The 12,525-nt window shown below is 68.1% G+C and carries 9 protein-coding genes; 3 read left to right on the top strand and 6 right to left on the bottom strand.

Annotated elements, in window-relative coordinates:
* Positions 1–8: 8 nt before the first annotated feature.
* The 5 genes from BKA15_RS29005 to BKA15_RS28985 all read right to left on the bottom strand — a co-directional run bounded on the left by BKA15_RS29005 (position 9) and on the right by BKA15_RS28985 (position 7,128).
* Entirely contained in the window at positions 9–968 is a 960-nt protein-coding gene (locus tag BKA15_RS29005) for a carbohydrate ABC transporter permease (protein ID WP_179756902.1), read from the bottom strand.
* Positions 969–970: 2 nt separating this feature from the next.
* Complete coding sequence (locus BKA15_RS29000; RefSeq protein WP_179756900.1) at positions 971–2,581, bottom strand: ABC transporter substrate-binding protein; 1,611 nt, start codon at positions 2,579–2,581, stop codon at positions 971–973.
* A gap of 72 nt (positions 2,582–2,653) precedes the next feature.
* Complete coding sequence (locus BKA15_RS28995; RefSeq protein ID WP_179756898.1) at positions 2,654–4,429, bottom strand: beta propeller repeat protein; 1,776 nt, start codon at positions 4,427–4,429, stop codon at positions 2,654–2,656.
* Positions 4,417–6,009: a TCP-1/cpn60 chaperonin family protein gene (locus BKA15_RS28990; RefSeq protein ID WP_179756896.1), complete on the bottom strand. Its 1,593-nt coding sequence runs from the start codon at positions 6,007–6,009 to the stop codon at positions 4,417–4,419. The genes BKA15_RS28995 and BKA15_RS28990 overlap by 13 nt, the downstream gene beginning before the upstream one ends.
* Positions 6,010–6,030: 21 nt before the next feature.
* A complete protein-coding gene (locus BKA15_RS28985) occupies positions 6,031–7,128 on the bottom strand; it encodes an ABC transporter ATP-binding protein (protein WP_179756894.1) in 1,098 nt (365 codons plus the stop codon).
* 163 nt (positions 7,129–7,291) lie between these two features.
* Here BKA15_RS28985 and BKA15_RS28980 point away from each other — a divergent pair, with 163 nt between their 5' ends.
* The 3 genes from BKA15_RS28980 to BKA15_RS28970 all read left to right on the top strand — a co-directional run bounded on the left by BKA15_RS28980 (position 7,292) and on the right by BKA15_RS28970 (position 11,484).
* Positions 7,292–8,476 (top strand): ROK family protein, encoded by a 1,185-nt coding sequence (locus BKA15_RS28980; RefSeq protein ID WP_179756892.1) that lies wholly within the window; start codon positions 7,292–7,294, stop codon positions 8,474–8,476.
* Positions 8,477–8,502: 26 nt separating this feature from the next.
* Positions 8,503–10,458: a hypothetical protein gene (locus BKA15_RS28975; protein ID WP_179756891.1), complete on the top strand. Its 1,956-nt coding sequence runs from the start codon at positions 8,503–8,505 to the stop codon at positions 10,456–10,458.
* Positions 10,459–10,566: 108 nt separating this feature from the next.
* Entirely contained in the window at positions 10,567–11,484 is a 918-nt protein-coding gene (locus BKA15_RS28970) for an aminoglycoside phosphotransferase family protein (RefSeq protein WP_179756889.1), read from the top strand.
* On the opposite strand, the gene BKA15_RS28965 is transcribed toward BKA15_RS28970, so the two are convergent.
* Positions 11,485–12,411 carry an endonuclease/exonuclease/phosphatase family protein gene (locus BKA15_RS28965; protein WP_179756887.1) on the bottom strand — a complete coding sequence of 309 codons (927 nt, stop codon included), beginning with the start codon at positions 12,409–12,411 and terminating at the stop codon, positions 11,485–11,487.
* Between the last annotated feature and the right edge of the window lie 114 nt (positions 12,412–12,525).

Genomic DNA, 12,525 nt, shown 5'->3' with positions numbered 1-12,525 from the left:
GGGTCGCATCACTGGTCGGGGTCTTCGCGGACGACACGGCGCTGGATCAAGATCAGCGCCATGGTGACGAGGAACAGATAGACGCCGAGGGCGGTGGCGTCGGCGTACCGCACGTTCTGCAGCAGCTCGTACAGATACATCACCACCGTCCGGCTGGCGCCGCCCGGGCCGCCGCCGGTCATGATCAGCGGATACTCGAACGCCTGCATCGATCCGATGACCGAGAACAACAGCAGCATCGAGATGATCGGCCGCAGTCGGGGCAGGGAGATGGTCCAGATCTTGCGCCAGAATCCGGCCCCCTCGACCTCGGCTGCCTCGTAGTAAGAGGCCGGAATGCCTTGCAGGGTGGCCATGTAGATCAGCCCGGGCCCGAAGAACAGGATCCCGGGGAACACCAGCCAGAACAGCACCTGATCGGCCGAGCTGAGGAACGGCTGGACGGGCAGATTCAGGATCTCGGTGGCGATCCACTGGAACAGGCCGTACTCGGTGTTGAAGAGATAGCGGAACAGCAACGTGCTCGCGATTCCTGACAGCGGCAGGAACCACAGCAACATCATCCAGCGGATGTGCTTGCGCGGCATCTCCATCAACAGGATGGCGACGAAGATCGGGATGAAGAAGGTCAGCGCGATGGAGAGGGCCGCATAGATCGCCGTGACCTGGAACGCCTGGGCCACCAGCGGGTCGGTCCACAACCGGGTGTAGCTCTCCAGGCCGGTGAACTCCACCGGACCCCTGAAGCGGGCGTTGGTGAAGCTGATCACGAACGCGATCAGCAGCGGATACCACCCCCAGGACAGCTGGAACAGGAAGGCCGGGGCGATGAAGAGCGTGCGTTCCAGCTTCCGGCGCCGGCTGAGTTGGGGTGCGGTCCTCATCGACGAGTCGGCCCGCGGTGCTCCCGACTCGGCTTCGTCCGCCGCGCCGGCGCTGGCCGACGACGGCTGTTGATCTACCGTCACGGTCAGCCTCCCAGGGCGGGCAGCACGGTCCGCTCGTACCACGGGCGAACGACGTTGGCGGAATAGTCCGGAGCGTGCTCGGCCCAGAACGCGTCGACCGCTTCGAAGTAGGTCCGCGCTCCGGCGATGAAGTCGTCGTCGGAGGCGCTGGAGGTGAATCCGCCGGCCTGTTTGTTCATCGTGTCGGTCAACTTGGCGAGACCGGCGTCGACGTCGACGCTCCCCTTCTCATACATCCACGCCGAGGTGGCGTCCTGGACGGCCGTCGAACTCGGGCCCGGGTTTTCCTCCACCGGCAAGAAGTTGCTCTGGTTCGGGATGAGCGGTAGCGCGGCAGCCGCGGCGACGTTGTCGGCGTACCGCTGGCCCCAGGCCTCCGCGACCGATCCCGGAACGCCGGGGATCTCGACGTTTCCGGCGAGCGGCGTGGGATCGCTCCACACCTTCTGCAGGTCCTCGGTGGCCTCGTAGATCGCCTGCTTCTGCTTGACGAAACCGTCACCGAAGGCCAGATAGGTGTGCAGGCTCACCGCCTTGTCCAGGGCGATGTCATCCAGATCGGGGTCGAAGCCGAGGACCGTCATGAACGGTTGGGTGCCAGCCCTGTTTCCGTACCGGCCCACCGGGTATTGGATCCAGCCGACGACGTCGTCCAGCGGTTTGTCCAGCTTCTTGGCGAGGTTGGCCGGGGTGTTGTCGGTGTCGGGGTCGCCGAGCATGAAGAACTGGTTGTTGGGCATCATCGCCGCCCGCTCCTGGGCGAAGGCGGCGGTGACGTCGCCGTCGGCCCAGCCGATGTCGGACTGGATGCTCTTCACGTTGAGCGCCATGTCGCGGTACTGATCGATGATCGTCTTCCAGACGTCGGCCTGGGCCCGGTAGTCGTACGCCCAGTTCCATGAGGTGTCCGGTGCCGGAATATGCGGCAGCAAGGACCAGCCCTCCGATCCGAGCCACACCCCGAGGAAGTAGGACTGGGCGGCGAGGCCGCGCCGATTTCCCTTGGTCAGACCGTTGGCGAGTTCGGTGAGATCGCTCCAGGTCCAGCCCGCCTCCGGCTCCCGCAGCCCCAACTCGTTGATCAGATCCCGGCGGAAGTAGATGCCGTTCCCGGCGCCGTACCCCTGGGGCGCGGCGTAGTAGCGGCCGTCGACCTTCCACGAATCCCAGATGGGCCGGGCGTAGGGGGCGATCTTGTCGTTGAGTTGGTAGCGGTCGAGGACGTCGGTGACATCGGCGGAGAGTCCCTGCAGGAAGGCCGACTTGGTGACGGTGTCGTTCCATCCGCCCAGCACATTGCCCGGGAAGAAGGACGGCGCCGTGCCTCCGGTCACGGCCGTGGTCAGGGCCTGCTGATCCCACACCTCGAATTCGATGGCGCTGAGTTTGACGCCGGGGTTGTCGCTCAGCCAGGTTTGCAGGACCTCGCGATAGGCGCCCAGTACGGGATCGTCGGCAGCGGCACTCTCGCTGGGCATCGCGGCGTACGGCCAGGCTGCGGTCTTCAGCGTCACGTCCACCTTCTGGCCCGGATCCGGTGCTTCATCGGCGCCGCGTCTGGTGCAGGACGTCACGACCCCGCCGGCGGCAAGGGTCGCCGAACCGAGCGCCATCGTTCTGAGGATTTGTCGGCGACTGAGGGCCACGGAATTCGTCATCGTTGAAACCTTCCGTTGTCGTTGCTGCTACAGGTGTTTTCGGCAGACTCGGCCGCCGGACATCAGGACGTGGATTTCTCTTTGCTGTACGGCGAGGTCGCGCACTTCGGCGACCGGCAGCCCGTCGTCGATGCGGATCCAGTTCGCGGCGGCCCTGACCGGATCGGGACACCACCACAGCTCGGTGGAGGTGAGGACCACGATCCCGCTGCGGTCGCCGGCGACGAGGTCGATGCCGTCGTCGAAGGTGCGGGCAGACTGCCAGCGCCGATCCTGGCGCCGGAGCACCGAGCGGCCGATGCTGAGCAGTAGTGGATCGCCCAGGCCACCGACGATCGGCCAGGCGGTGCTTCCGTCGGCTGCCAGTCGCCAGGTGGTCCCCAGATCGTCTGATTCCCAGATCCGTACGTGCTGGTGGCGTCGGTCCATGATCATCGCCACGAGAAGATGGCCGCCGTCGATCAGCTTGGCCACGGGTAGCGCACCGAACGGGGTCGGATGCTCGGCCCAGGTCCGACCCCCGTCGCCGGTCCGCAGCAGGTGGTCGCCGTGCCCGCTCGGAGCCGCCCATCCGGTGCCGTCGTCGCGGAGGATCAGGTCGCGGCACGGGGCGTCGGACGCGGCGATCCACTCACCGGTCGCGAGCACCCCCGCCAACTCGGCGCGGGCGATGCCGTACGGGCTTGCCACCAGGATCGCGTCGCCGGAGATCGCCGCGGCGGTCGGATGGGTCGGCGCGCCTGCTGGGATCTGCCAGCCGGAGCCGCCGCTCCGAAGGGCGATTCCGGTCAACGCACCGCTGGCGAGTAGCCATGTGTGCCCAGCCGCGTCGGCGCCGATCGGCCGGAGTTGATCAAGATCGGCGAGGCTCGGGATCGGTATCGGCCGCAACGTCGGATCGGATTCCATGGCGACGGCGTAGAGTCCGTCGGCCGTGCCGATGTGGCAGGTGTTGCCATCGGCGGTCAGCGACAGAACCGGCTTGGCGGTCGCAACGGCCTGCCATGGGGATCCCTGATCGGCCGACACCAGCACCCCGGCCTCGGTCCCGAGGATGAGGACTCCCCCGCCAGTGATGGCCAGCGCTGTCGCCGCTGGGCTGTCCGTTGTGTGCCACGGCTCATCGCGAACGGAATCGGTCCGGAGCAAACCGCCGGTCTCCAACGCCGCCACCGCGGCACCGCCCGGATGGACAGCCAACCCCGCGACCTGTCGGCCCTCGGTGCCCGCGCACATTCGCCAGGCCCGACCGCCGTTGGTCGACACGGCGACGCCGTGGTCGGTGCCGGCGAGGACGGCGCCGGCTCCTACGGCGAGGGCGCTGATCTCGCTGGTCGGCAATCCGAAGTTGGCCGGCCTCCAGGTGGCGCCTCGATCGGTTGAACGGAGCACGCCTCCGCCGATGGTCGCCGCCAACACCGTGCCGTCGGGATCCAACCGGACCAGCGCGGCCACGACCGCCGGTGCACCTTCGATCGCGCCGCGTTCCCACGACCAGCCGTCAGCCCCGGTCCGGTCCAGCCGAGCCCGCGCGATGCCCGAGCAACCGCCGACGAGCAGCCACCCGTCGCAGTCGAGGATCGCGGTGACCGCGCCGACCGGTGTGGGCCGGACCGAAATGTCGGAGCTGCGGGCGACGCCGCCCGGTCCGCCGACCCAAACCTCGCCCGCGATGGCCTTGACCGCGAGCACCGGCGCAGCAAGATCATCGGCGGGGAGCCAGTGCCACTGTGTGCCCAGCGGTGTTCGGGCGCCCAGCGGTGTTCGGGCGGCGGTCGCTACGGGCGGTATCAGTTGCGACATGGGATCACCTCGGCGGAGATCATCAGGCCGGCCGTGGCTGCCGCGGCGCGCACCGCGCCGACCTGTACCCCCGCGAGATCGACGATCCCGGCCTCGACCATCCGGGTGCAGTGGCCGGTCGTCGCGTCGAATCCGTGGCCGGGACCGGCTCGCTCGAGCTCGAGCAGGATCGGGGACGGGTCGATCCGGCCGGAATTGCGGATGAGCTGGCGTAGCGAGGCGTCCAGAGCGTCGACGACCGCAGCCATCCCGGCGCGGACGTCGGGGTGGTCGCAGTCTCGCGCCGACTCCCGTACGGCTGGAGCACTGTCGCGGAGCGCCACCCCTCCACCCGGCACGCAGCCCTGGCCTTGCGCGGTGGCCAGCAGCCGGACCAGACGCTTGCCCAGGCGGACGCGGGGTTCACGTTCGGCGTCGCTCGGCGCACCGACCAACAGTTCGGCGACCTGACCGGTCAACCGGGCCTGCCGCAGCCAGACCCGTTCGTGGGCGGCGTGATGGGCTCCCAGCCCAGCGGCGTGGGCGCGCAGAGCGGCCGCCCGGGCGTCAATCCCGGCCGCCGACGCGTAGCCGCCCCGCAGGGTCAGATCGCCGCGACGCAGCACGACTCGGCGACCGCGACCGAGGTCGGACTCACGAACCCGGGTCAGCGATCGCCCGAGTTGATCACCAAGCACCGACGCTCCGGTCAACAAGGCAAGATCGTCCAGATCCTCGGCCAGGTGCACCCGCGCCGAGGTCAGGACGACCGGAACATTGATCAGCGCACCGGAACGATCGTTGACCGCCAGCATCGTCTGGACGGCCTCGGTGATCTCCGGTGCGATCAGCAGCAGCGGCGGACGTCCGGGAATCGCTTGGACGACCTCGAGCAACCGCGTGAGCCGTCGTGGCTCGTCGAGGGTCTCGTTGATGATCGCGACCACCGGATCGATCAGCGTCAGTTCGCACTGTCCGAGGCCGATCACGCCGCGGTTGGCCGGCCGGGCGGTCCACCGTGAACCGTCGAGGTAGTCGTGCCAGACCCCGGCGCCGCTCACCTCGCTGACCGCGACCGCACCGTCCTGGCCGACGAAGTCGATCAGCTCGCCAACGGTCGCGCCGAGTTCTTCGTCGCCGCAGTTCGCCGTCGCCAGTGCCGCGAGCTCGGCACCGCTGCACACGGGCCGGGCCTGCCGGACGATCGCGGCACCGGCCTCCTCGGCGCCGCGTGCCAGACCTCGTCGGACCAGGACCGGGTTGGCACCTGCCGCCGTCGCTCGACGAGCACGGCGGAGCATCGCCATCGCCAGCACCGCGGCCGTCGCGCCGCCGTCACCGTACTGCTGGGTGACCGACGTGACCAGGTCACGCATGATCGCAGCACCGGTGTCATGGTGGCGGTCGTCGAGTGCGGTGATCCGGCGGACGATGGTCGCGGAATCGGTGAGCAGCTCACCACTCATGCCGACAGCTGACAGCACCGAGCTCAGCGACGGTCCGAGCGTCGCCGCCAGGGTTCGGCCGAGCAGGACGAATCCGGCGTCCACTCCGGGCGCGGCGTCGGGCGCCATGCGGTCTGCGCCGGTGATCGAAGACATCGTCGTCAGCTCTCGCCCCGGTCAGGACGCCAGCGCCGATCCGGTGTCGGGATCGAACAGCGAGATCTCGGCCGAGACACCCAGCCGAACCACCTGACCGGTGGACAGGTGATCGCCGGTGTCGCCGTCCAGCAGGGCCGATACCGTGGCATCACCGCCGATCCGCGCCCGAATGATCGTTTGACCGATGAGGGGCTCGACATCGGCGATCGTTGCCGAGATCGTCGCGGCCTCGGTCCCCGTGATCGTGAGTCCGTCCGGGCGGATGCCGACGATGACCGCGGTCCTGCCGTGATCCTCGATCGCTACCTTCGCCGCCGGCGGGACCGGCAGCCGCACGCCGGCGCACTGCACGCCCAACTCTCCGTCAACGTTGTGAAGTTCGCCGGCGAGCAGGTTCATCGGGGGCGTGCCGACGAACGAGGCAACGAACGTGGTCGCCGGGGATTCGATCAAATCCTCCGCGGTCCCGACCTGGTGCAGCCGACCCTCAGCCATCACGCCGATCCGATCCGCCAGCGCGAACGCCTCGGTCTGATCATGAGTGACATACAGGGTCGCCTTCTGCTTGGCGCGGTGGAGATCCTGGATGTCTCGCCGCATTCGATGGCGGAGTTTGGGGTCGAGATTGGACAGCGGCTCGTCGTAGAGATAGGCGTCGGCATCCTTCACCATCGCCCGCCCGAGTGCGACCCGCTGTTGCTCGCCACCGGACAGGTCAACGATCGACGTTCGTAGCAACGGTGTCAGGCCGAGCTTCTCGGCCGCCTCGACGACGCGGCGCTCGATCTCGGACTTGGGCAGCCCGCCGCGCGCCTGCAACCCGTACGCGATATTGCCCAGCACGTCCATGCTCGGATAGAGGCCGTACTCCTGGAACACCATCCCGAGATTGCGTTCTCGCGACGGCAACGCGGTGACGTCGCGATCGGCGATCACGATCCTCCCGGAATCGGGCTGCTCGATGCCGCAGATGGTTCGCAGTGTCGTGGTCTTCCCGCATCCGGAGGATCCGAGCAGGACGAAGAACTCACCCTCTGCCACTTCGAAGGTAACGTCGTCGACGGCCAGCTGATTACCGAGCCGTTTGACGAGTCGATCCACCCGGAGGCCAGCCATGGAGTCTCCTTCAACACTGACGGAGCGATGGATGAACGTTGGGCGCAGTCCATCAGAATCTTGGAAAGTGTGTCAAGAGGTCTGACACACCTGAGAGATGGGCTAGCGTTGTCCCGTGGCCTCATCGAAGAGTGTTTCTGCAGCTGACACTTCCGCTGGATCGATGGCAGCACTTCGGCGCGGCAACCTCGACCGGCTGATCCGCCGACTGGCGACCACCGGGCCAGGCCATCGAGCCGAGTTGGCCCGGGCCACGCAGGTAACCCGGACGACCGGTTCGAGCCTGGTCAATGAGCTGCTGCAACGCGGTGTGGTGATCGAACTGCCTCGGACACCCGACGCCGACCAAGGCGGGCACGTCGACGGCCGCGCCGGTGCCACCGTTCAACTCAGCGATCGGCTGTGGACCGCAGGCATCGAGACCACCCTCGACACCATCAGCGCAAGCGTGCGCACCGCAACCGGCGCCACGATGGGCACCGCCTCGACCACCGTCAATCCCGAGGACGGCTGGGAGGTCCGGCGCGACGCCGCGTTGAGCCTGCTCAACGAGCTGCTGGCGGACGAGAGGTCGGCCGGCGTCCGGCTGCTCGGACTGGGCATCGGCGTGCCGGGCCAGGTCGCCCCGGACGGCCAGGTCACCGGGGCGCTGGCCGACCAGCCGTGGAGCGGGGTCAACGTCCGCGAGGTGATGGAGGCCGAAACCGGAGTCCCGGTGCTGGTGGACAACAACGTACGGATGGAGACCTTCGCCGAGAGTCGTTGGGGCGCCGGCCGTGGCTGCAGCAACGTGCTGTACGCCCACGCCGCCAGCGGCATTGCCGTCGGGATGGTGATCGACGGTGAACTGGTCCGCGGCCACAACGGGTCGGCCGGCGAGTTCGGCCACCTGTCCATCGACGTCGCCGGTGATCAGTGTGCCTGCGGCAACCGCGGCTGCCTCGTGCTCTCGGCCGGGCGGGCGGCGGTGATGCGCAGCCTGGAACGGACGTGGCCGGAGTCCCCGACCTGGGAGCAGGTGCTGACCCTGGCCGCCGCCGGCGATCGCGCAGCGGCCGGCGCGTTCCATCAGGCCGGTGATCGACTCGGCATGGCGTTGGCCGGCCTGGTCAATGTGGTGGCCCCGGAACTGGTGATCATCGGGGGCGACATGGCCCGAGCCGGTGAAGTGCTCCGCGACAGCGTGGCCAGACGGGTGCACGAACTCGCGCTCAGTACCCATCGCGACGTGCCCGTCGTGCTGTCCGAGCTCGGTGGCGGCCCGGCCGTCGGCGCTTCCGGGGCCGCGGCCATGGTGTGGAGCGATCCGCGTACGGACAGGCGGATCATCGACCGACTGCTGTCCTGACGATCAGCGACCCAGGAGGAATGATCATGGCGGACCCGATCGAGCTCGGCCGACCGGAACTGCTGGGGCCATGTCGTCGGGATCCGGCGCCGGCGCCGCTGGAGGCGGGCGCCTGGCTGGTGGCCGACGAGACCGATGCCGGGCTTCGATACGAGCTGCCGTACGGAATCCTGCGGAGCGATCGGTTCCTGTGGACCGATCTGCTGCTCGACGGCACCGATCTGGCCGTGTTCGAACTATCGCTGCACGAGGATCGCGGAGCGGTCTTCCGGCTGATGTTCGGTGCCCTGGCCCAGTGTCAGGCACGAGTCCGGGTGCCGTTGAGCGTCACCGATTTCAACCGATGGCGCCTCGACCGGGAAGGCGCCTGGTTGAAGCCGATCTGCTTCGGGGAGGCGGTCGATCTCCCCCAGGTCCGATGGATGGAGCTCCGGATGGTCCGTCACAACGGCGACCCGGTGCGCTGGTGCATGACACCTCTCCGGGTCCTCGACGCCGCGCCTCCGAAGCTGGACCATCCGCTCCTGCCCCGCGGGCCACTCCTGGACGAGCTCGGCCAAAGCACGCTCCACGATTGGCCGACCCGCAGTAAGGACGAACACGAAGTACGCGACCGGCTCCAGCAGCAACGGTCGCTCGCCGAGAGCGCGGAGTGGCCGGACGGCTTCTCCCGATGGGGCGGTTGGCAGACGGCGGACCGGATCGCCGAGCCGACAGGCTTCTTCGGCACCCACCACGACGGGCGACGCTGGTGGCTGGTCGACCCCGCCGGCTACCGCTTCTGGTCATCCGGTGTCGACTGCGTCGTCCCGCACGTCGCCGGACACGTCGACGGGCTGACCGATGCGTTGACCGGCAACCCCGACTCGGGCGGAAACTTCCTGGTCAGCAATCTCAGAAACACCTTTGGCGACCGTTGGCGAACTGAATGGGAGCAGATCACGGTCGGGCTGCTGAAGCAATACGGATTCACCACGATCGGGAACTGGTCCGATATCGATCTGGCGAAGCGCGCGCAATTCAGCTACGTCCGCCCCTTGCAGTTGAATTGTCGTCGCACGCCGATGATCTATCGCGACTTTCCCGATGTCTTCGACCCCAGCTTCGCCGAGGACGCCGACGACTACGCTGCTGCGCTGAGCAGCACCAGAGACGATCCCGCGTTGATCGGCTACTTCCTGATGAACGAACCCACCTGGGGATTTGCCCAGGAAACCCCCGCCGCGGGGATGCTGCGCACCAGCGGACCTTGTGCCAGCCGAGTCGCATTCCGAGAATTTCTGACCGAGCGATATGCCACCGACGCCGAGCTTTCGGAAGCCTGGGGACACCAGGACACACTCGAGGAGATTTCCACCCATCGCTGGACCGGCGGGTTCACCGCGGCAGCCGAACATGATCTTGAAGAATTCAGCACCGTGCTGGTGGCGAAACTGTTCGGCCAACTGTCCGCAGCCTGCCGGGCCGTCGACCCGCACCATCTCAATCTCGGCGCCCGCTATTACACCGTGCCTCCCGCCTGGGCACTCTCCGGCATGGGTGACTTCGATGTCTTCAGCCTGAATTGCTATCGGGAGCGCGTTCCGGCCGAAACCATGCAGGAATTGAGTGACCAGACCGGATGTCCGGTGATGATCGGCGAATGGCACTTCGGCGCCCTCGACGCCGGCCTACCCGCCAGCGGAATCGGTCACGTGCCCGACCAAACGGCTCGCGGACAGGCCTTCCGGGCCTACACCGAACACGCGGCCTCCCAGCCCTGGTGCGTTGGCGTCCACTACTTCACCCTGTACGACCAGTCCGCGATCGGCCGGTTCGACGGCGAGAACTACAACATCGGATTGATCGACGTCTGCCACCGCCCGTACGACCCAGTCGTGGATGCCGCACACGAAGCCCACACACGCATGTACCGAGTCGCCGCCGGCGAGGTCACGCCCTACAGCGACGCCCCGACCTACCTGCCGAAACTGTTCATCTGATGGGGCGAAGTCCGAGGACTCGCACCCGCGAGCGGTTCGAGCCCAGCGAACTTCGGCACCGTAAAACCGTTGGTCTCGCCGGGGACCGCCGCGGAACAATCGGGCCTCGTGGACCGGGATGAGATCACGGCGGAGTTGGCGGCCCGGCTGGTCGCGGAGCAGTTCCCGCACTGGGCGAAGCTCCCCGTCCGGCCGGTCGCGCTGAACGGCTGGGACAACACGACCTTCCGGCTCGGCGACGAACTGTCGATCAGGCTGCCCAGCGGCGCCGGGTATGCGGCTGCGGTGGCGAAGGAGCAGCGCTGGCTGCCCGTGCTGGCCCCGCAGTTGCCGAAGCCGATTCCGGAGCCGGTCGCGCTGGGACGTCCGGGGTGCGGCTATCCCTGGCCCTGGTCGATCAATCGCTGGCTGCCGGGGACGCCGGCCGGTCTCGCGCCGATCGCCGACCTCGCTGCGTTCGCGGTCGACCTGGCGGACTTCCTCAGCACGCTGTACGGGCTCGACGCCACCGGCGGGCCGCCGCCGGAGCCGGGCTACGGACACCGGGGCGGGCCGCTCTCGACCTATGACGACGAGGAGATCCCGGAAGCGCTCGACCTGATCGCCGGCCGCATCGACGTGCGCGCCGTGGCCGAGGTGTGGCAGGCGGCGCTGGCCACGGAGTGGGACCGGAAACCGGTCTGGCTGCACGGCGACCTCGTCGGTTCCAATCTGCTGGTCGCCGACGGCAGGCTCAGCGCGGTGATCGACTTCGGCTGCTCCGCCGTCGGCGATCCGTCCTGCGACCTGGCAATCACCTGGACGTTCTTCGAGGGCGCCAGTGCCCGCCGGTTCCGGGACGCGCTGTCACTGGACGAGGCGACCTGGGCCCGCGGCCGCGGCTGGGCGCTCTGGAAGGCGTTGATCACGATCCGGCGGTCGCGGCTGAACGGCACCGACGAGTACGCCGGCGCCCGCCGGTTCGGCTGGCGGCACGATCCGTACCAGGTCGTCCAGAACGTCCTGGCGGACCACCGCCGATCATGATCAGGCCGGCGGCAGCTGCACCAGCGCCTGTACCGGCAGGTGGTCGGACGGATAGCGGCCGTCCTTGCGGTAGCCGTTGATCGCGGCCTTGCGGACCCGGACCTCGGCGCTGCCCAGGACCCAGTCGATCCGGTTGCCGCCCTCGACCAGCTCCCGGTAACCGGCGAACGTGTTCCACTCCGGCGTCAGCTGCTTCTCCGCCACGTCCCAGCTGTCGATCAGCTCGCCGCTGTCGACCAGGATCGCGTAGGCGCCGGAGTTGTGCGACGAGGAGTTGAAGTCGCCGGTGACGATCATCGGCAGGCCGGACAGGCCGCTGTTGATCAACTCCACCATCGCCTTCGCGCTGTTCACCCGGGCCGGTTCGGACTGGTGGTCGAAGTGGGTGTTGATCATGGCGAACTCCTTGCCGGAGTACCGATCCCGAACCCGGGCCCAGGTGACGATCCGGGTCACCGTGTTGCCCCAGGTCGCCGAGCCGATCACCTTCGGGGTATCGGAGAGCCAGAACTGGTCCCATTCCAGGACCTCGATCCGGGCCGGGTCATAGAAGATCCCGGAGTACTCGTCGTGGCTGCCACCCTGCCGGCCGTAACCGACCAGCCGGTGCTCCGGCAGTGCCTGCTCGATCGCGGCCAGCTGCCCGTACAGCACCTCCTGGACGCCCAGCAGCGTCGGCTGCTCCAGCTCGAGCAGTTCGATCATGATCGGCCGGCGGTCCGGCCAGTGATCGGGATCGCCCGGCTGGGTGACGCCGGAGCGGTCGTACCGAATGTTGAAGCTCATCACGTGCAGTTGGGTCCGGCTCGCCTTGCCGATCAGCGGCCGCCGGCCCGACGCCTCCGCCCGAGCGGTTCCGGCGGTCGCGGCCAGGCCGGCGGCGACGCCCGCACCGGCGATCAAGGTACGACGGGAGATCAAGGACATGGCACCCCTCCGAGTCACTGCGTTCGGGTCGGAACGCTAGGAAGGGCAGGTGGAGGTCAGGTGACGATCGGTCGGCGGCCCGTCGAATGCTGCGTGGGCAACCGGCTCAGTTGG

It is taken from the genome of Microlunatus parietis, assembly GCF_013407955.1.
GTDB classification, from domain to species: domain Bacteria; phylum Actinomycetota; class Actinomycetes; order Propionibacteriales; family Propionibacteriaceae; genus Microlunatus; species Microlunatus parietis.
Note: the sequence above shows the minus strand (reverse complement) of the source record. Positions and strands in the feature narration are given on the sequence as shown.